The sequence below is a fragment of the Azomonas agilis genome (assembly GCF_007830255.1).
Classification (GTDB): domain Bacteria; phylum Pseudomonadota; class Gammaproteobacteria; order Pseudomonadales; family Pseudomonadaceae; genus Azomonas; species Azomonas agilis.
The window spans coordinates 48,791-69,388 of sequence record NZ_VLKG01000013.1 but is presented as its reverse complement, the minus strand read 5'-3'; the positions used below and the strand labels follow the sequence as shown (position 1 = coordinate 69,388).

Genomic DNA, 20,598 nt, shown 5'->3' with positions numbered 1-20,598 from the left:
CTAGGGCCTGTTGACGTTTTACATGGGTAGCCATTGAACGGCACAGGCCATGGCAACCACTGCCTCATAATTGCATTTCAGTTTGTCGTATCGAAAAGCCACCGCTCGGTAGTGTTTAAGCCGTGCAAAGGCATTCTCAACCAAATGCCGGTAGCGGTATAAACCTCTGTCCAGATCCGCATTACCCTTAATTGAGTTGCGCTTTCGGGGAATAACAGGACGTCCTCCCTGCTGCCTGATCTGATCTCGAATGCATTCACTGTCATAACCTTTATCCGCGACAATCACTTCAGCACAGGGCAGCTGCATGATCAGTTTGGAAGCGACGCAGCTGTCGTGAACATCGCCTCCTGTCACTTCAAAGGCCACTGGCAGGCCTTGTGCGTCAACAGCCAAATGAATCTTGCTTGTCAGCCCAGCGCGACTTTTACCCAGCCCCTCAGTATGACCACTGGCCGCTCCGGTACTGTGTTGATGGGCTTTTACATAACTGCCGTCGATAAACAACCACTCAAAGTCAGGTTCCTCAAGCAAGGCTTGAAAGACTTTGAACCACTTACCCGTAGCTGACCAAGCGTTGAAGCGCTTGTAGATCGAGTTCCAGTCTCCAAAGAGGTCAGGCAAATCTCGCCAAGGGCAGCCGACACGCATCCGGTAAAGCATGCCTTCGACGGTCATTCGGAGATTGGGCTTGTGGTAAATGGCGTGCTGAAGCAGAATTTTTTCCAGCTTCGACCAAAGCTCGTCGCTGAGCAGTAATCGGGGCATTGCAAATCCGCAGGGTTATGGGTGTAGGAACCTCAATTCTGCGGGTTTGCTTTTGTTTCTCAATACCTTCATGACGAAACGTCAACAGGCCCTAGACCTAATGCAGAAAGCCCTACACAGGGCCTTCTGTTAATGCCTTCCTCCAAGCGCCAACTGTCTGGGGCCGTTGATAGGCTCTAGGTGCCAGAGCCCAATCAATGGCCTTAAGTAACTGAGGATCTTGGCGATCTCGGGCGGCTTTGAATGCGGGCTCGATTTCGTCCCGCTGTGTGCGCAGAATGGATTCTTGTGGTGGCTCTCCCACCAGCGCTGCATAGGCAACCGCGCTCAAGGCATAGAGGTCAGACCAAGGCCCTTGTTGAACAGGAGATTCATAATATTCAACAGGAGCATAATTCGGCGTTGGGACAGCACAGCCTGAGGAGGATGCCTGCACGCCCTGTCGTAGGGTAGCGCCAAACTCAATCAGCACAGGAGCATGGTAATCCACAAACACCAAGGCTCCATCCTTAAGCATCATCAGGTTTTCAGGTTTTATATCCTGGGTGGGCAGGCCTTTTAGAGGTAACTGGGCAATTCTTTGAGCCATCTGAACATCAAGCGGTACAGGGATATCCAGATCAAAACTCCGCAAAACATAGTTGGCCAGAGCTAGGATGTTTTGTTCATCTTTATCCTTGCGCACCCTAAGATTTTCCGGCATCACACACTGATTAAGCGGGCTATCTTCGTCCAAACGCAAAGGTACCTGACGCACCCTAATATGCTCAGGGTTAATGTCTTGATGCAGTCGGTTTAACTGATGCACCTGCTCCAAACCATCCAATAAGGGGAGTAACAAAGCGCGAACCTGAACCGTATCCAATACCCCTAAGGCTTTGATTAGGGTCGATAGCGGTTGGCCCTCCACAAACTCCATAACGATGTATGCGGTACCATTAGCCTCAAGGTAACGCAGCACCCGAACGATATTGGGATGTGTGAGGCAAGCTAGATTGCAGGCATCGTTGATAAAATCACGCAAGCCTTTTTCGTAGTCTTGCAAATCCGCCCGCCGCGAAATTCGTGGAACAACGCAATACTGTCGGGTACGCACTGCCTTAGCAAACGGAAAATACTCTTTAATAACAACAAGCTTTTTTGAAGTGTGGTCTTGAGCAAGATAAGTAATGCCAAAGTCACCAGAGCCCAATACTTCTTCAATACTGTACTCTTGTAGCCGATAGCCTAGAGGGAGACTATTGCCAGTTGCTGTAATCAACATACTTAACGATAAATCCTTCATCGACTTCCTATCTCCTTACGACCCCTCATTGAGCCGCATGTATCCATACCCCTCTTGGCTGCTGCCAAAACAAGATGCATGGGCTGCACCAACAGCTAGAGGGCTCAGTCCATTAGTTGATTCAAGTTTCCAGTATGGAAACCTTGAAAGTCAACCCCCAAGAAACGACAAACATTAAGCCAGCCGCCAAACTTATTTGATGAAAACCTTTGGCGATCGACTCCGTACGCTGCGTGAAACCCGAAACTGGTCACAAGAACAGTTGGGCTTTGAGCTGGGAGTAACAAAAGCAACCATCAGTAAATGGGAGACAGGCAAGGTTCAACCGGGACTGGGCACTTTACTCAGAATTAAAGAGCTCTTCGCCGACCAATCCATCAGTTTAGACTTCCTTGGCGACGGCCAAGTTCTGTACCCTGATTTAGCTTTGTCGCCCAACCACCGAACGGCTGAATCTGTAGCGCCCTATCACACTGACCCTGCTGTAGCACAGTCCTCCGACGAGTTACAGTTACTGCTGCTCTTTCGCACGCTTCCTAAAAAGCGCCAACAAGGGCTGCTCAAGTTGTTGGGTGCTTAATCACGCAATCCCTATCACGAACAACGCCCACAATCTCATCCAGCGAATCAGGCTTGAACCCGAAAGCCAGCCAATCCAGTCTCCTAAAGCATCAAAGCTCATTTTTCTCCCTTGCTTATTTATAAATAATAATTATTATCAATTAATGCTCGTATTTTGGAGATGGAACTATGTCTTATTTAATTGATGCTTGGCTGGATCGCCCTCAACCTTGTTTACGCATCCTGCACCGCGAAACGGGGGAAATTTGCGCCGTATTGGAAGAAGAAGCGCTGCGTGAACTTCAAGATCAAGGAGATCTGAACCTTCAAGAACTGAACTCTAACGAGCCACAGGTGCTTAAGGAGCTGGTACGGACGCTATTTTTGCACTGCTATGCCCAAGCTCTGCGCTGAGTTTGGGCTAGCCATTATCGCTTATAGAATAGCTAACAGCTCAACATCAAACACCAATACGCTGCAGGGGGGAATGCTGCCCACAGCCTGATCCCCGTAGGCTAATTCACTGGGCACAAACAAACGCCATTTGCTGCCTACGTTCATCAACTGCAAAGCTTCTGTCCAACCGGCAATCACGCCACTCACTGGAAACTCCGCAGGCTCGCCACGCTGATAGGAGCTATCAAACACACTGCCGTTAATCAGAGTGCCGTGGTAGTGCGTGCGTACACTGTCTTCACGGGTGGGCTTAGGGCCATCACCGGCTTCCAATACCTGATACTGCAAACCAGAGGCCAAGGTCTGAATCCCTTCACGACGGCCATTTTCTGCCAAAAAGGTCTGCCCTTCTGCGGCCATCTCAGCGAATTTCGCGTCTTTTTCGGCCTGCATACGCTCCCGAATCACTCGAAAGCTGGCGTTAAGTGCCTCAGAGGATACTTGGCTTTCCAAACCTGAGAAGGCATCCGACAGGCCTGCCAATACCGCTGCTAACTCAACTCCGGGCGGAGGGTTATCACGTAATTGCCCTCCTAATTGCCGACCGATACCGTAACTTACGCGGGCTTCATCACTGGAAAGATCAAGATGAGACATGAAGGCTCCCAAGGCCAAAGATAAAAGAGACAGCCTAACACAGGCTTAGAACCAAGCCGTTCTTTTTCAGGTTCCAGATAGGGATACTAAATGCACCCATAGGTGCCAATTTCATCCATCCAGTTCTATTCAGAACCATAAAGCTTCAATTTATTTCATAGAGCTGGAGAAAAAATTACCTACGGGTACAAAATATGACTTTCGTACCTATAAGTTTAGTTTTTGATATGGCACAGCTTTTGCCAAGCATCCTAAATCTTTTTAAAGGAGCTCTGTGCCATGAAAAAACAATTGACTGCACTGCTGCTGGTCACAGCAACGGCTGCCTTTTGCCTTTCGGCTCAGGCCAAGGAACTGAAGATAGTTACCGCCACTAACTTTCTCGGAACCTTGCAAACACTGGCCAGTGAATTTGAAAAAAACACCGGGCATAGCCTTAGTATCAGCGGGGTATCTTCTGGGCCTGCAGTCGCTCAAATCATGAACGGTGCGCCCTACGATGTATTTTTCTCTGCGGATGTCAAAAGCCCAGAAAAGCTGGAGAAGGAAGGATTTACTCAGGCAAACTCCCGCTTTACCTACGCCGTAGGCGTGCTAGTGCTCTGGTCAGCCAAAGCAGGAGTGGTAGACGATCAAGGCCAGGTGTTGAAAAAAGACGACTGGCGGCACATCGCGGTATCCAACCCAGAAATCGCGCCCTACGGTTTAGCCGGTACTCAGGTACTGACCAAACTGGGGGTTTTAGAAAAACTCAAAGCCGAAAAACGTATTGTGCAGCCTAATAGCGTAGGTCAGGTATATAGCCAAACTGCCTCAGGGGCTGCCGATCTTGGTTTTGTCGCCTTAGCCCAGGTGATCCAAGCCGACGGCAGCATTCCCGGTTCCCACTGGTTTCCACCTAAAAACCTCTACGACCCCATCGTGCAGCAAGCCGTCATCCTAAAAGCCACTAAAGAGTCTGAATTGGCTCAAAGCTTTATTGAGTGGATCAAAAGCCCCAAAGCCGCTGAAGTGATCAAGGCTGCAGGCTATAGCATTCCTTAACCGATTTAGGGCTACAGGGAAGTAGCCTTTGCACTTGCGCTCCAACCTTGTTTTCTGTCTCCTTGAGGAGTCTGGCATGTTGGGTCTAACTGAGGCTGATGTCAGTGCATTCTGGGTTACGCTAAAACTAGCCGCAGTGGGCACAGTCATCCTGATTATTCTGGCAGCACCTCTGGCGTGGTGGCTTGCACACACCCGCTGGAAAGGCAAGGTCATCGTAGAGACTCTGGTGGCTATGCCGCTGGTGATGCCTCCTACCGTTATGGGGTTTTACCTGTTGCTGTGGCTCGGCCCTAACGGTTGGCTAGGCGGAATGCTGGAATCACTAGGGGCCCGACATTTGGCCTTTACCTTTACCGGCATTGTGTTGGGCTCTATGTTTTTTTCGTTGCCCTTTGTGGTACAGCCCCTGCAAAACGCCTTTAGCGCCGCTGGAGCCCGCGCGCTGGAAGTGGCTATGACGCTACGGGCCTCCCCTTGGGATCGTTTTTTTACCGTAATCCTGCCCCTCTCTCGCCGAGGTTTTCTGAGTGCCTTTGTGCTGTCTTTTGCCCACACCTTTGGCGAATTTGGCATGATCTTGATGATTGGCGGCAATATTCCCGGCGAAACTAAGGTTGCCTCCATTGCCATTTACGACCACGTCGAAACCATGAATTACAGCGCCGCCCATGCCCTGTCCCTGGTTTTAGTGGGCTCCTCCTTCTGTCTTTTGATGCTGATTTACGTCCTAAATCGACGCTTTAAAGTCGTCGGGGCGCTTTAAGCAAGATGGTGGAGGCGAAGTACAGATGAGTGTAAAGCTAGCTTTTGAGGTCACGCGCACAGGATTTTGCCTCAATACCCAACTCGAACTCCCCAGCCAAGGAGTGACAGCTTTATTTGGTCGCTCAGGATCTGGAAAAACCACCTTACTGCGCTGCATTGCCGGTTTAGAGCGACATAAAGGCTATTTAAGCTTTCGTGACCAATGTTGGCAGGATGACCAACAAGAGCTATTTGTCCCCACCTACCAACGGGCTTTAGGCTATGTGTTTCAGGAAGCCAGCCTTTTCCCGCATCTGCGCGTTTCCGGCAATTTAGAATACGGTTTTAAGCGCGTGCCGCCCCCGCTACGTCATATCCAACCGGATGAGGTTATCCAACTGCTCAGCCTTGGGCCTTTGCTAAAACGCTATCCCGATCAGCTATCTGGTGGACAGCGCCAGCGTGTGTCTTTAGGCCGTGCCATTCTCACCAGTCCTGAACTCTTATTGATGGATGAGCCTCTGGCCTCACTGGACGCGGCCAGTAAAGAAGAAATTCTGCCCTTTCTGGAAGGGTTACGCGATGAGTTGAAGATCCCCATTATCTACGTCAGCCACGCCATTGATGAGGTTATCCGCTTGGCAGATCATCTGGTGTTGCTGCAAGAAGGTAAGGTGACGGCGCAAGGGCCTCTACAGGCGTTATTAACCGCCCGTGAGCTGCCTTTTATCCGTACCGAAAGTGCCTCCACGGTACTACAGGCAGAAGTACAACGCCCCCACGCAGGAGACGAATTAACCGAAGTATGCGTGGAAGGCCAAAGCCTATTCATCGCCCGCCAATCCGTAGAGCGTGGACGAAAACTTAGGGTACGCATTATGGCTCGGGATGTGGCCTTATCCCTCTCCCCCTTGGAGGACACCAGCTTTTTAAATTGCCTAACAGTTCAGCTATTGGACATTCAACCCGGCTTGATCCCCAGTCAACGGCTGGTACGTCTGCAACTTGGGCAGCAAATCTTAGTCTCTCGGGTATCTAGTCGCTCAGCAACACGCTTGAACTTGCACTCAGGTCAGATGCTGTATGCCCTAATAAAAGGAGTAGCCCTCACCTGAACGCACAGGCCATCAGTGTTTCATGTTTTTTTCCATATACCCCATAGCCACTGCGGAGACGACAAAGGTCATGTGGATGATGACATACCAAAACAATTTGTCGTTGGGGATCTTTTGTACTTCCATAAACATGCGCAGCAGGTGGATGGAGGAAATAGCCACAATAGAAGCCGCTACCTTGAGCTTTAAGGAGCCAGAGTCCATTTTGCCCAGCCAGCTCAGCTTCTCCGAATCCTCACCAATGTCCAGTTGGGATACAAAGTTCTCATAGCCGGAAATCATCACCATCACCAGCAACCCCCCGACCAAAGAAAGGTCGATCAGGGACAGCACCATCAATACCAAATCAGCTTCTGTCCGCTCAAAGACATGGGGCAGAAAGTGGTACACCTCCTGAAAGAACTTTAAGCACAAAGCAAACAGGGCTAACGACAGACCAAAGTAAATAGGTGCCAGTAGCCAACGGCTGGCATACATAGTTTTTTCAATAAAGCGTTCCATGATCACTCAAACGAAGTCAGTGGCAGATGAAGTTTCTATAGTAACGCCCAAGCCCTGAAGTAGGTTGTCTATTTTATGAAGTCAATAGAATCACAGTAGGCTAAATAGTCCTAGTTAGAGCGGATCAGCTCTCCCGTTTGTAGATCGCGAATTACACTCGGATGACGGCGGCCACCCAAGCAGCCACCGAGTACCGAGTCCAATTGGCCGGAGAAATACTGCTCTACCCGCAACCGTGAGCGCGCCGAAGGATAGCCCGTCGGATTAGCTGAGGTTGAAACTAGGGGGCCGCACAGAGCACAGAGCTCTCGTACTAAAGGATGCGCGGTTACTCGTAGTGCCACGCTGTCGTACTGGCCGGTGATCCAAGCCGGTAAACGCTGACGGTGGGGCACCAGCCACGTATTAGGGCCGGGCCATGATTCAGCCAAAGTATCTAACCAAGCCTGGGGTAGTCCATCTAATACAAAGTCAAACTGCTCCATGGACTCTGCCACTAAAATCAGTCCTTTAGAGACTGAGCGCTGTTTCAAGTCCAGTAAACGCTGGACTGCCATCGGATTCCAAGGATCACAGCCTAATCCCCAAACCGCCTCAGTAGGATAGGCAATCACCCCACCTCGACGAACCTCTTGTGCCACCTGCCGCACCCGCCAACCTATCAACATCGTTTATCTCCCCAAGCAGGCTGCGCAGTCTAACGGGCTCCGGTGTGTCCGTCATGTTTATCGAGGCATACAGGCTGTCCATAAACCGGCCTCGCATACAACACGGCCTTCCAACTCTAACTCGGTCAAGGCTGCCAAGATTTGGGGCAGAGGTTGTTGCACTATCTGGGTTAAGGCTTCCGCCGTTAAGGGAGTGACCAGTAGAGGACTGAGTAGCGGATGATGCGCCATAGCGGGGCCAGAGGACTCCACTAAAGGCGCAGTCGTGCATTGCCAGCCCCGCAAAGCGTCTAAAATATCGGCTACGGATTCCACTAGGCAGGCTCCCTCACGAATCAACTGATGGCACCCTTTCGCCCCCGTATGGTGAATGGAACCGGGAATGGCAAATACTTCTCGCCCTTGCTCGGCCGCTAAACGTGCGGTAATCAAAGAGCCACTGGCAAGACTGGCTTCCACCACTAACACGCCTAGGGATAAACCACTGATGAGACGATTTCGGCGGGGGAAATTACTGGCTTGTGGCGGTGTCTGCAAAGGCAGCTCTGACAGCAAAGCCCCTCCTTGCTCCACGATCTGGCGGGCTAAGCTTTGATGACGCTGCGGATACAAACGCTCTAAACCTGTTCCCAGCACAGCCAGAGTATGACCCTGCACGTCCAAAGCGCCCTGATGGGCTGCACCGTCAATGCCCAAGGCTAAACCACTGGTGACCACAAAACCGGCGGCGGCTAGCTCCTTAGCAAAGGCTTTAGCATTACTCAGCCCTTGGTGTGAAGCATGGCGACTCCCCACCAAAGCAATCTGAGGGCGCTCTAACAGCTTTAGCTCACCCTCAAGGTACAAAACAGGTGGCGCGTCCACGACCTCGTTCAATAAGGCAGGGTATTCAGGATCACCGCGCATCAGAATATGCCGATGGGGCGACTCCAACCACGCCAAGCAATGTTCTAAGCCTTGGCTCACTTCAGCGCAGTGTGAGGCTCCAAGGCTTCGATCGGGCATCCCTAAAGCACGCCATTCATTGCGGCTAGCCTGCACTGCGGCCTGAGCGCTTCCAAAAGCCTCCAATAATTGTTGAAAACGCTTAGGGCCAATCCCCGGTGTTAAATGCAACCTCAGCCGCGCGGCAAACTCATCCGTTGGTGCTGTGTTTCCCATCCGCTACTCCTTAGCCCAAGGTTCCTTTTTTGTTAAGGATTACGCACACGATCCATAATCGACAATGAACGGTGGGCCTGTAAGATCAGGCCATAGCTCATTTTTTCGTAGGTACGAAATACCATCAATAAGCCGGCGCGCTCATCCGGGATTTTGATGCGCTCACCGGTCAAACGGTCGCGTACCTGCTCCCCCAATTTATACACGGCTAAAACGTGCCCATCAGCCAAGCCGTCCCGTGCCCCTTTATTCAGAATCACTACATCCATATGACCGATTTGGGTAACACCACGCGGCACATCCATAATCACCCCCGAGATGGCACGCTCAGGAGCAGCAGGAGTGAAGTTGGTAGTGATGGGACGTTCCTCTCCCGGCAATAAGCGATCCCCCAAGCGCACCTCTTGGGTGGTGCGCACTAAATCCAAACTGGCAATATCACGCTCCACCGACACCAATTCAGCGGTCGCAACTTCATCGGCATTGATGCCCAAAACTTCACGGGTTTCTGGGTCAATATGGGTTTTACCCTGCCGAAACACCAGATAGCCCGGCAAAGGCGCAGCAAAGTCACCCCGTGCGTAAATGCGATCCCCTTGCCCACTGATAACCCGTTCTGCATTTCCCGCCAACACATAGGGCGCACGGTCAAGGGTTTCTTGGCTGTCCAAAATCCGGTTGGCCAGTAAAAAGCTGCTGATGGCACGCAAAGGAATGGTTGGAATGGCTTCAGCAATCGGCGTACTGCGGATATGGGGCGAGAGTTTAATCGTACCTCGCGATGCCCCACGCTCTAAGCTCAGGCGCGGCTTGCCGTCGATGTAGACTAAACTCAGCACATCCCCCGGATAAATCAGGTGTGGATTCTGTACGCTGGGATTGGCATGCCAAATTTGTGGCCACTCCCAAGGCTTATTCAAAAAGCGACCGGCAATGTCCCACAGGGTATCCCCCTGCACCACTCGATACTGCTCAGGATGCCCTGGCTTTAGCTGCACAGCAGCCTGCACACCGGCACTGATGAACAGCAACAGAATGAGCAGTGATTTCCTCATTGAACAGAATCCCTTTATGATATGAAGCAACACTATGCACTCCTGAATGCCGGTAGCTACCCTTTGAAGAAGAGGCTCCCACAGCCCCCATCCTTGATGAGCGCTGTGCAAACCAGCCGCGATCTTAGCAGTGGATTTCGAGCCGGTTCACCCTATTTATTGTGCGTCACTACACCATGGCCATACTGAATATTTTGGAATTCCCTGACCCACGTTTACGCACCTTGGCCCAGCCAGTGGCTGAGGTAAATGATCAGACCCAACAACTGATTGATGATATGTTTGACACTATGTATCACGCTAAAGGCATTGGCTTGGCTGCCACTCAAGTCAATGTGCACCAGCGCGTGGTGGTCATGGATCTATCGGAAGAACACGACCAACCTAGGGTATTTATCAACCCAGAAATCGAGCCTCTGACCGATGAGCTAATCCCTTATCAAGAAGGCTGCCTCTCCGTGCCGGGTATTCATGATGACGTTAACCGCCCGCAGCGGGTACGGATTCGCGCTTTAGATCGGCAGGGTGTTCCCTATGAGTTAGAAGCCGAAGGACTCTTGGCCGTCTGCATCCAGCACGAATGCGACCATCTGAATGGCAAGCTGTTTGTGGATTATCTGTCCACCTTAAAACGCGATCGCATCCGTAAAAAGCTGGAAAAACAGCAACGGCACCAAGCCTAAACGGCCCCGCGCCGGTGGATAGCCAATCTTATCCACCCTTACCCTCTGTTTTCTTCTGAGCCTTTGTTATGTCCCAGCCTTTGCGTCTTATTTTTGCCGGTACGCCGGAGTTTGCCGCGTTACACCTCAAAGCGCTGTTGGATACACCCCATACTATTATCGGTGTATATACCCAACCGGATCGCCCCGCAGGACGCGGCCAAAAATTAATACCAAGCCCGGTCAAACAATTAGCCCAGCAGCATGGAATACCGGTTTTTCAACCCAAAACCCTGCGTACTCCAGAAGCACAAACGGAATTAGCCGCCCTAGAGCCAGACTTAATGGTTGTAGTGGCCTATGGGCTGATTTTGCCTCAAGCGGTGCTGGATACTCCTCGGTTAGGTTGTATTAACAGTCATGCCTCGCTCTTACCCCGTTGGCGCGGCGCAGCCCCGATTGAACGCGCCCTTGAAGCAGGCGATTATGAAACCGGAGTAACGGTCATGCAGATGGAAGCTGGACTGGATACCGGCCCCATGCTGCTGAAAGTCACCACCCCTATTACTTCAGAAGATACCGGTGGCAGTCTGCACGAGCGTTTAGCCCTATTGGGTGCTCAGGCTTTGGTACAAACGGTGAACAGCCTAGAAACACTCAAGCCAGAACCTCAGCAAGACAGCTTGGCCACCTACGCCCACAAACTTAACAAAGAAGAAGCTACCCTCGATTGGACACACCCTGCCCTAGAGCTGGAGCGCCGGATTCGAGCCTTTTACCCAAGACTCATCAGCCATACCCTGTGGCAGGGTGAAACCCTCAAAGTCCATGCGGCTCATCTCACCACTGGGAGCGGAGCGCCGGGACAAATTTTAGCGGCCTCCAAAGAAGGGCTCAGCGTTGCCTGTGGCGAAGGAGCTTTATTAATTACCCGTGTACAACTGCCCGGAGGTAAGCCTTTAGCCTTTGCCGATCTGTACAACAGTCGCCGAGAACTCTTTGTCTCTGGTGGAGTGCTTGGCCTGTGAATCCTCGTTTAGCCGCTGCCAGAGCCTTAACTCCGGTATTGTTGGGCAAAGCCTCCCTAGGTACTACGCTCCCTGAATACCTAAACCGCGTTGCCCCCCGCGATCGTGGTTTGGCTCAAGAGCTGGCCTACGGTGCGGCCCGTTGGCAACCTCGCTTAAGCGGATTGGCGGAAAAACTACTGCAAAAGCCCTTTAAAGCGGCAGATAAAGACCTAGAAGCCTTATTACTGATCGGCTTATACCAACTCTTCTATACCCGAATCCCCGCCCATGCAGCCCTCAGCGATACCGTCGGCTGTGTTGATGCCCTGAAGAAATCTTGGGGCAAAGCCTTAATCAATGCGGTACTGCGCCGTGCTCAGCGCGAAGGCCAAGAACTGCTGACCACCTTAGAGCACGATCCGGTGATTCGCACCGCTCACCCGCGTTGGCTGCAAAAAAGCCTCAAAGCGCACTGGCCAGAGCATTGGGAGGAAATCTGCGCGGCTAATAACCAACATCCACCCATGACGTTGCGTGTCAACCAACGCCGCATTAGCCGCGAAGATTACTTAGCCCAACTACAGCAAGCCGGACTGGCCGCCCAACCCTGTACCTTTAGCAGTGACGGCGTACAGTTGGATGCCGCCTGCGATATCCAGCAACTCCCCGGTTTTGCCGAAGGCTACCTCAGTGTTCAAGACGAAGCCGCTCAACTGGCCGCCCATCTGTTAGAACCCAAACCCGGCCAGCGCGTATTAGATGCTTGCTGTGCTCCGGGGGGAAAAACCTGCCATCTATTAGAATACCAACCTCAGATTGCTGAGCTGGTAGCCCTCGACTTAGAAGCCTCACGTTTAAAGCGAGTACAGGAGAACCTAGATCGCCTTCAGTTGAGCGCTCGACTGATTGCCGCCGATGCCCGCAATACAGCTCAGTGGTGGGATGGTCAACTCTTTCAGCGCATTTTGCTGGATGCCCCCTGTTCGGCAACCGGGGTGATTCGTCGCCATCCTGATATCAAACTCACCCGACATCCTGAAGACATCAGCGCATTGGCCGAATTACAGGGGCAACTCTTGGACGCACTCTGGCCCACTTTGGCCGTGGGCGGCATTCTGCTGTATGCCACCTGCTCGGTACTCCCAACGGAAAACCGAGAAGTCATCGCGGCTTTTTTAGCTCGGATGCAAGGTGCTCGTGAGTTGGATCTAGGTCTTAAGTGTGGCCTAACTCAGCCACAAGGACGACAGCTATTTCCCCAAATAAACGGCCATGATGGTTTTTATTATGCAAAGCTGCTTAAAGTAGCTGCTCAGCCGCGTGTTCAGGAGAAACTGTCGTGAAGATCATCATATTGGGCGCAGGCCAAGTGGGGGGAACCCTTGCAGAGCATTTGGCCGGTGAAGCCAACGACATCACCGTGATTGACACCGATGCCGACCGTTTGCGCTCAATTGGGGATCGGCTAGATATCCGAACCATTGTTGGACGCGGCTCCTTCCCCACCGTCTTGCGCCAAGCGGGAGCCGATGATGCCGATATGTTGGTCGCCGTTACCAGCAGCGACGAAACCAATATGATTGCTTGCCAAATCGCCTTTACCCTGTTTCACACACCGACCAAAATCGCCCGAGTGCGCGAAGCAGCTTATCTGGTGCGCTCCGACCTGTTCAATAACGAAGCCATTCCTATTGATGTACTGATTAGCCCTGAGCAAGTGGTCACCAACTATATTAAGCGCCTGATCGAGTGCCCCGGTGCTTTGCAGGTGATCGACTTTGCCCAAGGTAAAGTACAGCTCGTTGCGGTTAAGGCTTATTACGGTGGCCCTTTAGTGGGTCAAGAGCTACGCCAGATCCGCGAGCACATGCCTAATATTGAAGCACGAGTAGCCGCCATTTTCCGCCGGGATCGCCCCATCATTCCTAAGGGCGATACGGTGATTGAGGCCGATGACGAAGTGTTTTTCATCGCCGCTAAAGCCCACATTCGAGCGGTAATGAGCGAGCTGCGGCGCTTAGAGGACACCTATAAACGCATCATCATTGCTGGGGGTGGGCATATTGGTGAGCGCTTGGCAGAAGCCATTGAGAGTCGCTATCAAGTCAAAATCATCGAAACTAACCCAAACCGTTGCCGCTATCTGTCCGACACACTGGACAACAGTATCGTGCTACAGGGCAATGCCTCAGACCGGGATTTATTACTCGAAGAAAACATCAACGAAGCCGATATTTTCTTAGCCCTCACTAACGACGATGAGGCCAACATCATGTCCTCGCTGTTGGCCAAACGTTTGGGCGCACGCAAGGTGATGAGCCTGATTAACAATACAGCCTATGTGGATTTAGTGCAGTCTGGCGAAATAGACGTGGCCATCAGTCCCCAACTGGCCACTATCGGCTCTTTACTGACTCATGTGCGTCGAGGCGACATTGTCAGTGCCCACTCCCTGCGCCGAGGGGCGGCTGAAGCCATTGAGATTGTAGCCCACGGCGACAAAAGCTCCAGCAAAGTGGTGGGCCGTACCATCAAAGAAATTTCTCTACCCAGCGGCACCACCATCGGAGCCATTGTGCGTGAAGAGGAAGTACTGATTGCTCAGGATGATTTGCGGATTGCCTCCGGCGATCATGTGATTTTGTTTCTGATCGACAAACACAGTATTCATGAGGTAGAGCGCTTGTTTCAGGCAGGTCTGACTTTTTTTTAGGCACTGAACGAGAACTTATCTAAATTTTTTAAAATTTCAGCGACACTATGCCCTGCTTGTTGTCTTAAGGAGGCCGCTATACTCGAATATTGCGGCTTTCTCGTGTGCTTGCTTCTTTACCACAAAAAAAACAATTGAGTCACAATCATCGTCATGAACCACTACGAACAGGATGCACCCGAACCACAGGGTATTCTGACTTTACGCATTACGGCCTTACCTCGGGAAACCAATGGCTTTGGTAACGTTTACGGGGGCTGGCTAGTATCCCAAATGGATCTAGCAGGCACGGCTATGGCCTGTCGCTTAGCCGTAGGACAGGTTGCCACCGTCTCCATCGACCGTATGGCCTTTATGATGCCCGTCGAAGTAGGTAGCCAGTTGTGTTTTTATACCCAACCCTTAGAAATCAGCCGTACCTCGGTGCGTAGTTGGTGGAAGTGTGGAAAGAAAACCTCATCACACAGGTGCTACGCAAGGTCACTGAGAGTATTTTTGTATTCGTTGCCATTGACGATGCCGGGCGTACCCGTGCTATTCCCGGTGCTTAATGGGTCTACTGAGCTAACCCACCTCTTCTGAGTTACTACAGAGGACGGGGAGTCAATAAGGACGGCGCTAATGCTGACACTCTGGTATGCCCTCTGGCCTTTATTTGCGCTGATTCTAGCGGGACAGTTGCTGCGCCGTACCCATTTTCTTAACCCCGATTTTTGGCCCGGAGCAGAACGCTTAAATTACTTCGTGCTCTTCCCTGCGCTGCTGCTGAACAGCTTGGCCACTGCCCCACTGGATAACCCTCAACTACCGCTTCTGGCTGCGGGTGTATTCCTGACACTAGGGTTAGCCTGGGTCGGTTTATTGGTAGCTCGCCGTAAATACTGGTGGCCTGCCCAACGCTTCGGGGTTTGGGTACAGGGTATTCTGCGCTTTAACACCTATTTGGGCTTAGCCATCGTTGGGAGTTTGTACGGCCCTCAAGGACTTGCCCTAGCCGCTGTCATATTGGGTTTGCTGGTGCCCAGTGCCAATTTGCTCTCAGTATGGGCCTTAACCAGCGATCAAGGTTTTAACCGTAAATCCTTGTTAGCTCTGATCAAAAACCCGCTGATCTTAGCCTGCGTGGCAGGAGCCTCGATTAACCTCTCAGGCCTAGGTTTACCCTGGGGAGCAGATCGCTTGGTTTCTTTATTAGCCTCGGCCAGCTTGCCCTTGGGATTGCTCTGTGTGGGAGCGGCGTTGCAACTTAAAGGCAAGCATCTAGCGGGTTCTGCTTTGGTGTGGAACAGCAGCCTGCGTTTACTGCTAATGCCTGTCATTGCGCTGGCGGTATCTCTTGCTTTGCAGCTACCGCCCTTAGAGCGCAACCTGTTGGTGCTGTTTTTTTCCCTACCTACAGCCCCAACAGCCTACACCCTCACCCATCAGCTTAAGGGCGACAGTACCCTGATGGCTAATTTGATCGCCCTACAAACCCTATTGGCTGCGATGAGTCTACCGCTAGTGCTTCAGTTGCTAGGCTAATCCATCACACCGCTACATCCGCCTTAATGTGGGGATGAGCTTGATAGTTGAGCAGTTCAAAATCCTCAAAACGGAAAGCAAATAAATCCGCTACTGCAGAATTTAAACGCATCTGTGGTAAGGGATAAGGCTCCCGCGCTAACTGTATATCTGCCTGCTCCAAATGGTTGGCATACAGATGACAGTCACCGCCCGTCCACACAAAGTCGCCGGGTTGTAAGCCCGTCACCTGAGCCACCATCAAGGTCAAAAGTGCATAGCTGGCAATATTAAAGGGCACGCCCAAAAATATATCCGCCGAACGCTGATAGAGCTGGCACGACAAACGCCCTTCAGCCACATAAAACTGGAACAAGGCGTGGCAAGGCGGCAAAGCCATCTCATCCACTTGCGCCGGATTCCACGCTGAAACGATCAAGCGGCGGCTGTCGGGCGTATGGCGCAGCATGTGCAACAGCTTGCTGATTTGGTCGATGGACTCCCCATTAGGGGCAGGCCAACTGCGCCATTGATAACCGTAGACCGGCCCTAAATTACCCTGCTCATCCGCCCACTCATCCCAAATGCGCACGCCCTGCTCTTGAAGATAGCGCACGTTAGTATCGCCCTTCAGAAACCACAGCAGCTCATGGATGATGGACTTTAGGTGACACTTTTTAGTGGTCACCAGCGGAAAGCCTTGGGCCAGATCAAAGCGCATCTGATGCCCAAAAACACTGTAGGTTCCGGTTCCTGTGCGGTCTGACTTATAGGTGCCCTGCTCTCGTACTAGGCGCATCAGGTCTAAATAAGCTTTCATGGACGAAACCTTTGCATTAAGGGCTCACGATAGGCAAAGGCTAATAGAAGCAATCCGCCTAAAATCATCGGTAAACACAGAATCTGCCCCATAGTGACCCAACCCCAAGCCAAATAGCCAAGTTGCGGATCAGGCATACGCACAAACTCGACGAGGAAGCGGAATACGCCGTACCAGAGGGCAAACATCCCCGAAACAGCCATCATCGGACGAGGCTTACGGGAAAATACCCATAGGATGATAAAGAGTGCCACGCCCTCTAAGGCAAACTGATACAACTGCGACGGATGGCGCGCTAACTGGGCAGGGTCGGTGGGGAAAATCATTGCCCAAGGCACATCGGTAGGCTTACCCCAGAGTTCGGCATTGATAAAGTTGCCAATACGTCCCGCACCCAAACCGAGCGGCACTAAGGGGGCAATAAAATCCATCAGTTCAAAGAATTTTTTGCCATGACGGCGGGCAAAAAACCAGCAACACAGCATCACGCCAATAAAACCACCGTGGAAGGACATTCCCCCGCGCCAAATCTGCAAAATCAGACTGGGATCGTGCCAATAAGCCTCCAAATCGTAGAACAACACATAGCCCAGTCGTCCTCCGACAATCACCCCTAGGGCAATCCAAAAGATCAAGTCTGATAGTGTTTCCCGTGTCCAGTTTGGATCAAACGCCCGAACACGCTGTGCAGCCAGCCACCAACCACCGCCGATGCCAATCAGATACATCAAGCCGTACCAGTGTACTTGCAGTGGCCCTAGGGAAAACACCACAGGGTCAATATGGGGATAGGCCAGCATGAATGCTCCTTAAATCAAAAAATAAAGCCCCACCGAGGCCAAGAGTGCTGCAAACAAACGCTTAAGCAGGCGTGGCGGCAGACGATGAGCTAGGTTAGCCCCCAGTCGCGCACAATACATGCTGGTTAGGGCAATCCCAACTAAAGCGGGTAGGTACACAAAACCGAGACTTAACGGCGGTAATTGGGCTTCTGACCAACCGATCCCGATAAAACTCATGGCTCCACCCAAAGCAATGGGAAAACCACAGGCCGAGGCTGTCGCCACCGCCTGTTGTATAGGGAAGCTACGCCACACCAAGTAAGGCACGGTCAAAGAACCGCCGCCAATCCCAAAGATGGCAGAAGCCCAACCAATAACCACACCCACAATGCCTAAAGTAGGAGGGCTAGGTATCCCCAAACTGGCTTTGGGTTGAATATCCCAAGCCATTTGGGCCGCAACCAGCAAGGCAAATATTCCAATAATTTTTTGCAGCATCGGGCCTTGAATGGCGGCAGCGGTTAAGCTCCCTAACCAAACTCCGAATACAATACCCACACTTATCCATAGAGCCACAGGCCAATGCACAGCCCCTTTACGGTGGTGGGTCAAAATGGAGTTAATCGAAGTGAATACAATGCTGGCTAAGGAAGTACCTACCGCCATATGAGTCAACACGCAGGGATCAAAGCCTTGGGCGCTAAAACTGAGCACCAGCACTGGCACAATTACAATCCCACCGCCAATACCAAATAATCCGGCCAACACTCCTGCTAGTCCTCCTAGCAGCAGATAGAGCACAAACTCCATACACTATCCCCAAATCATTGAGCTAACACGCAATACGCATGGCCATCGGTTAGCCTTTTAAGGCGGCAACCATCGGGTTTACCAGCCGATTGAGACCAAAATGACGTAACTTCAGTTGCAAAGTACTACGGATCACTTGGGGATTATCAATACGAATCACACGTGCCAATAACTCTCGCGCATCCTGCAGACTGATTTGCCGTAGCAGCCATTTCACTTTGGGTAAGTTGGTGGCGTTCATAGATAAACTGTCAAAACCCATCGCCAGCAGTAGCAAAGCCGCAGCAGGATCTCCGGCCATTTCACCGCAAATGCTCACAGGTTTGCCTTCTGCATGGGCTCCGTTCACCACCGTTTGCAAGGCGGCTAATACCGCAGGATGCAGATAGTCATACAGAGGTGCAACCCGTGGATTATTCCGATCTACGGCCAACAAATACTGAGTTAAATCGTTGGAGCCCACCGATAAAAAGTCCGCCTGGCGCGACAACTCACGCACTAAATACACGGCGGCGGGCACTTCAATCATCACTCCTACGGGCGGCATGGGGACATCACAGCCTTCTTCGCGCACCTCAGCCCAAGCTCGGTGGATCAAACGCAACGCCTCTTCTAATTCTTGAGGCCCAGAAATCATAGGCAGCAGGATACGCAAATTATTCAGGTGTTCGCTGGCTTTAATCATGGCCCGCACCTGTACTAAAAAAATCTCCGGATGATCTAAAGTCACCCTAATACCCCGCCACCCTAAAAATGGGTTTTCTTCCTTAATCGGGAAGTAAGACAGGGTTTTATCGCCACCAATATCCAAGGTACGCATGGTCACAGGCTGCGGATGAAACGCCTGTAAGTGTTCTCGATAGATGGCTAATTGCTCTTTTTCACTGGGAAAGCGATCACGCATCATAAAGGGCACTTCAGTGCGGTAGAGCCCAACTCCTTCGGCCCCTCGATCTAGGGCGCGCTTTACATCTGCTAAGAGTGCTGTGTTGACCCAAAGATCAATACGGTGTCCATCCGTAGTTTCGCAGGGTAGCTCACGCAACTGGCTCAAGCCTTGAGCCAACTGACGATCCTCTTCCACCAACTCCATGTATTGCTTGCGCAAGGTCAATCCCGGGTTGGTAATCACCTCGCCCCGATAGCCATCTACGATCAGCTCGAAGCCATCCAGCTTGGCATAGGGTAAATCCAAAGCGCCGGTGACAGTGGGAACGCCCATCGCACGCGCTAAAATCGCCACATGGGAGTTGCCTGAGCCTTGCACCGACACCAGTCCGGCTAATTTACCCTCGGGCACTTCACCCAACATGGCGGGTGAGAGCTCCTCGCTGACTAAAATCGTCTGATCTTTATACACCCGAGTTTGTTGGTGGGCTTGTTGCAAGTAGGCCAGCAGGCGACGGCCAATATCCCGCACATCGGAGGCGCGCTCACGCAAATAGGCATCGTCCATCAACTCAAAACGCTGTACATGCTCACTAACCACTTTCCGTAACGCGCCCTGAGCCCATTGCCCGCTGCGTATCACTCGTGTGACTTCACCCCCTAGGGCCGACTCGTCCAGCATCATCAGGTATACATCAAACAGGGCTCGTTCTTCACGACGCATCTGTCCTGCTAGCCTGCTGGAAAGCGAGCGCATATCCGCCCGCACCGAGTCTAGGGCCGCCTCAAATAACTCCAGCTCACGGGTAATCTCATCCTTACGCAGGTTTTTTTCTGGTACTACATCTAAATCAGCCAGCGGCAACACAACGACAGCTTTGCCAATAGCAATACCGGGGGCTCCAGCAATCCCCGTAAAGCGTGTATCTCGCATGCCTTTATGACGACCCAAGCCTGTGATGGAGCCGGTTGCCTCAGCATGGGCAATCACACCCGCCAATTGAGCGCTGATGGTGACCAAAAAGGCCTCCTCCCCCTCGTCAAACTGACGGCGCTCTTTTTGCTGTACCACCAAAACCCCCAGCAACCGCCGGTGGTGAATAATAGGAGCCCCTAAGAATGAGGCATAACGCTCCTCACCGGTTTCAGCAAAGTACAGATAGCGCGGATGCTCACTGGCACGCTCCAGATTTAGGGGCTCCTCCCGCGAACCTACCAAGCCCACTAAGCCTTCGTTATGGGCCATGCTCACTTTACCGATGGCTTTTTTATTCAACCCTTCGGTGGCCATTAGCACGAAACGATGGGTATGTACGTCCAACAAATATACGGAGCACACCTGACTGCCCATGGCTTCTTTAACCCGCTGTACGATAATGCCCAGCGCGGACTTTAAATCCTTAGCGGTGTTAACTTCCTGAACAATCTTACGCAGTGTGTTGAGCATATCTG

General features: G+C 51.9%; 21 protein-coding genes and 1 pseudogene. 11 read left to right on the top strand and 11 right to left on the bottom strand.

The window, feature by feature from the left end; translation table 11 throughout:
- Positions 1 to 18: 18 nt before the first annotated feature.
- Together LX59_RS14015 and LX59_RS14010 are read right to left on the bottom strand one after the other, a co-directional pair.
- Positions 19 to 768: an IS5 family transposase gene (locus tag LX59_RS14015; protein WP_144571718.1), complete on the bottom strand. Its 750-nt coding sequence runs from the start codon at positions 766 to 768 to the stop codon at positions 19 to 21.
- A 112-nt stretch (positions 769 to 880) separates the two neighbouring features.
- The gene (locus LX59_RS14010) at positions 881 to 2,053 is read right to left on the bottom strand and encodes a protein kinase domain-containing protein (RefSeq protein WP_144572970.1); all 1,173 of its coding nucleotides are present in this window, start codon (positions 2,051 to 2,053) and stop codon (positions 881 to 883) included.
- A 199-nt stretch (positions 2,054 to 2,252) separates the two neighbouring features.
- On the opposite strand from LX59_RS14010, the gene LX59_RS14005 reads away from it, so the two are divergent.
- Both LX59_RS14005 and LX59_RS14000 read left to right on the top strand, forming a co-directional pair.
- Positions 2,253 to 2,633 (top strand): helix-turn-helix domain-containing protein, encoded by a 381-nt coding sequence (locus LX59_RS14005; RefSeq protein WP_144572968.1) that lies wholly within the window; start codon positions 2,253 to 2,255, stop codon positions 2,631 to 2,633.
- Positions 2,634 to 2,803: 170 nt separating this feature from the next.
- Positions 2,804 to 3,028 (top strand): PA4570 family protein, encoded by a 225-nt coding sequence (locus LX59_RS14000; protein ID WP_144572966.1) that lies wholly within the window; start codon positions 2,804 to 2,806, stop codon positions 3,026 to 3,028.
- A gap of 21 nt (positions 3,029 to 3,049) precedes the next feature.
- Here the strand turns inward: LX59_RS14000 and bamJ are convergent, their stop codons facing one another.
- Positions 3,050 to 3,667: a BamJ family beta-barrel-assembly machinery protein gene (gene bamJ / locus LX59_RS13995; protein ID WP_144572965.1), complete on the bottom strand. Its 618-nt coding sequence runs from the start codon at positions 3,665 to 3,667 to the stop codon at positions 3,050 to 3,052.
- Positions 3,668 to 3,946: 279 nt separating this feature from the next.
- On the opposite strand from bamJ, the gene modA reads away from it, so the two are divergent.
- The 3 genes from modA to modC all read left to right on the top strand — a co-directional run bounded on the left by modA (position 3,947) and on the right by modC (position 6,573).
- Positions 3,947 to 4,711: a molybdate ABC transporter substrate-binding protein gene (gene modA / locus LX59_RS13990; protein WP_144572963.1), complete on the top strand. Its 765-nt coding sequence runs from the start codon at positions 3,947 to 3,949 to the stop codon at positions 4,709 to 4,711.
- A gap of 79 nt (positions 4,712 to 4,790) precedes the next feature.
- Positions 4,791 to 5,477: a molybdate ABC transporter permease subunit gene (modB, locus tag LX59_RS13985; RefSeq protein ID WP_246118772.1), complete on the top strand. Its 687-nt coding sequence runs from the start codon at positions 4,791 to 4,793 to the stop codon at positions 5,475 to 5,477.
- 25 nt (positions 5,478 to 5,502) lie between these two features.
- Positions 5,503 to 6,573, top strand: coding sequence for a molybdenum ABC transporter ATP-binding protein (gene modC, locus LX59_RS13980; RefSeq protein WP_144572959.1), 1,071 nt, complete (start codon positions 5,503 to 5,505; stop codon positions 6,571 to 6,573).
- A gap of 12 nt (positions 6,574 to 6,585) precedes the next feature.
- Here modC and LX59_RS13975 read toward each other — a convergent pair whose 3' ends face one another.
- The 4 genes from LX59_RS13975 to LX59_RS13960 form a co-directional block, all read right to left on the bottom strand.
- Positions 6,586 to 7,074 carry a TIGR00645 family protein gene (locus LX59_RS13975; protein WP_144572957.1) on the bottom strand — a complete coding sequence of 163 codons (489 nt, stop codon included), beginning with the start codon at positions 7,072 to 7,074 and terminating at the stop codon, positions 6,586 to 6,588.
- Between the two features lie 110 nt (positions 7,075 to 7,184).
- On the bottom strand, positions 7,185 to 7,742 hold the full coding sequence (tsaC, locus tag LX59_RS13970; RefSeq protein ID WP_144572956.1) for an L-threonylcarbamoyladenylate synthase type 1 TsaC: 558 nt from the start codon (positions 7,740 to 7,742) through the stop codon (positions 7,185 to 7,187).
- A 57-nt stretch (positions 7,743 to 7,799) separates the two neighbouring features.
- A complete protein-coding gene (dprA, locus tag LX59_RS13965; RefSeq protein WP_144572954.1) occupies positions 7,800 to 8,903 on the bottom strand; it encodes a DNA-processing protein DprA in 1,104 nt (367 codons plus the stop codon).
- Between the two features lie 32 nt (positions 8,904 to 8,935).
- Positions 8,936 to 9,958 (bottom strand): LysM peptidoglycan-binding domain-containing protein, encoded by a 1,023-nt coding sequence (locus LX59_RS13960; protein WP_144572952.1) that lies wholly within the window; start codon positions 9,956 to 9,958, stop codon positions 8,936 to 8,938.
- Between the two features lie 176 nt (positions 9,959 to 10,134).
- Between LX59_RS13960 and def the strand changes: the two genes are divergently transcribed.
- From def to LX59_RS13930, 6 genes and pseudogenes are all read left to right on the top strand, one after another.
- Positions 10,135 to 10,641, top strand: a complete 507-nt coding sequence (def, locus tag LX59_RS13955; protein WP_144572950.1) for a peptide deformylase — start codon at positions 10,135 to 10,137, stop codon at positions 10,639 to 10,641.
- Between the two features lie 68 nt (positions 10,642 to 10,709).
- Entirely contained in the window at positions 10,710 to 11,648 is a 939-nt protein-coding gene (fmt, locus tag LX59_RS13950; RefSeq protein WP_144572948.1) for a methionyl-tRNA formyltransferase, read from the top strand.
- Positions 11,645 to 12,973, top strand: a complete 1,329-nt coding sequence (rsmB, locus tag LX59_RS13945; RefSeq protein ID WP_144572946.1) for a 16S rRNA (cytosine(967)-C(5))-methyltransferase RsmB — start codon at positions 11,645 to 11,647, stop codon at positions 12,971 to 12,973. The genes fmt and rsmB overlap by 4 nt, the downstream gene beginning before the upstream one ends.
- Positions 12,970 to 14,343 carry a Trk system potassium transporter TrkA gene (trkA, locus tag LX59_RS13940; RefSeq protein ID WP_144572944.1) on the top strand — a complete coding sequence of 458 codons (1,374 nt, stop codon included), beginning with the start codon at positions 12,970 to 12,972 and terminating at the stop codon, positions 14,341 to 14,343. Before rsmB ends, trkA begins: the two co-directional genes overlap by 4 nt.
- A gap of 153 nt (positions 14,344 to 14,496) precedes the next feature.
- Positions 14,497 to 14,894 (top strand): annotated as a pseudogene (locus LX59_RS13935) (acyl-CoA thioesterase).
- A 70-nt stretch (positions 14,895 to 14,964) separates the two neighbouring features.
- Positions 14,965 to 15,867, top strand: a complete 903-nt coding sequence (locus LX59_RS13930; protein ID WP_144572943.1) for an AEC family transporter — start codon at positions 14,965 to 14,967, stop codon at positions 15,865 to 15,867.
- A gap of 4 nt (positions 15,868 to 15,871) precedes the next feature.
- Here LX59_RS13930 and LX59_RS13925 read toward each other — a convergent pair whose 3' ends face one another.
- The 4 genes from LX59_RS13925 to ptsP are packed head-to-tail and all read right to left on the bottom strand — an operon-like array spanning position 15,872 to position 20,593.
- Positions 15,872 to 16,666, bottom strand: a complete 795-nt coding sequence (locus tag LX59_RS13925) for a thymidylate synthase (RefSeq protein ID WP_144572941.1) — start codon at positions 16,664 to 16,666, stop codon at positions 15,872 to 15,874.
- A complete protein-coding gene (gene lgt / locus LX59_RS13920; RefSeq protein WP_144572909.1) occupies positions 16,663 to 17,466 on the bottom strand; it encodes a prolipoprotein diacylglyceryl transferase in 804 nt (267 codons plus the stop codon). The genes LX59_RS13925 and lgt overlap by 4 nt, the downstream gene beginning before the upstream one ends.
- Before the next feature lie 9 nt (positions 17,467 to 17,475).
- On the bottom strand, positions 17,476 to 18,258 hold the full coding sequence (locus tag LX59_RS13915; protein ID WP_144572907.1) for a sulfite exporter TauE/SafE family protein: 783 nt from the start codon (positions 18,256 to 18,258) through the stop codon (positions 17,476 to 17,478).
- A 49-nt stretch (positions 18,259 to 18,307) separates the two neighbouring features.
- Entirely contained in the window at positions 18,308 to 20,593 is a 2,286-nt protein-coding gene (ptsP, locus tag LX59_RS13910; protein WP_144572906.1) for a phosphoenolpyruvate--protein phosphotransferase, read from the bottom strand.
- Between the last annotated feature and the right edge of the window lie 5 nt (positions 20,594 to 20,598).

Coding starts and splice junctions, on each gene's coding strand:
- ptsP (WP_144572906.1), bottom strand. CDS start 20,593: ATGCTCAACACACTGCGTAAGATTGTTCAGGAAGTTAACACCGCTAAG.
- LX59_RS14000 (WP_144572966.1), top strand. CDS start 2,804: ATGTCTTATTTAATTGATGCTTGGCTGGATCGCCCTCAACCTTGTTTA.
- LX59_RS13915 (WP_144572907.1), bottom strand. CDS start 18,258: ATGGAGTTTGTGCTCTATCTGCTGCTAGGAGGACTAGCAGGAGTGTTG.
- tsaC (WP_144572956.1), bottom strand. CDS start 7,742: ATGTTGATAGGTTGGCGGGTGCGGCAGGTGGCACAAGAGGTTCGTCGA.
- fmt (WP_144572948.1), top strand. CDS start 10,710: ATGTCCCAGCCTTTGCGTCTTATTTTTGCCGGTACGCCGGAGTTTGCC.
- LX59_RS14010 (WP_144572970.1), bottom strand. CDS start 2,053: ATGAAGGATTTATCGTTAAGTATGTTGATTACAGCAACTGGCAATAGT.
- modA (WP_144572963.1), top strand. CDS start 3,947: ATGAAAAAACAATTGACTGCACTGCTGCTGGTCACAGCAACGGCTGCC.
- LX59_RS13960 (WP_144572952.1), bottom strand. CDS start 9,958: ATGAGGAAATCACTGCTCATTCTGTTGCTGTTCATCAGTGCCGGTGTG.
- LX59_RS13925 (WP_144572941.1), bottom strand. CDS start 16,666: ATGAAAGCTTATTTAGACCTGATGCGCCTAGTACGAGAGCAGGGCACC.
- bamJ (WP_144572965.1), bottom strand. CDS start 3,667: ATGTCTCATCTTGATCTTTCCAGTGATGAAGCCCGCGTAAGTTACGGT.
- LX59_RS13930 (WP_144572943.1), top strand. CDS start 14,965: ATGCTGACACTCTGGTATGCCCTCTGGCCTTTATTTGCGCTGATTCTA.
- lgt (WP_144572909.1), bottom strand. CDS start 17,466: ATGCTGGCCTATCCCCATATTGACCCTGTGGTGTTTTCCCTAGGGCCA.
- LX59_RS14015 (WP_144571718.1), bottom strand. CDS start 768: ATGCCCCGATTACTGCTCAGCGACGAGCTTTGGTCGAAGCTGGAAAAA.
- def (WP_144572950.1), top strand. CDS start 10,135: ATGGCCATACTGAATATTTTGGAATTCCCTGACCCACGTTTACGCACC.
- dprA (WP_144572954.1), bottom strand. CDS start 8,903: ATGGGAAACACAGCACCAACGGATGAGTTTGCCGCGCGGCTGAGGTTG.
- LX59_RS14005 (WP_144572968.1), top strand. CDS start 2,253: ATGAAAACCTTTGGCGATCGACTCCGTACGCTGCGTGAAACCCGAAAC.
- modC (WP_144572959.1), top strand. CDS start 5,503: ATGAGTGTAAAGCTAGCTTTTGAGGTCACGCGCACAGGATTTTGCCTC.
- LX59_RS13975 (WP_144572957.1), bottom strand. CDS start 7,074: ATGGAACGCTTTATTGAAAAAACTATGTATGCCAGCCGTTGGCTACTG.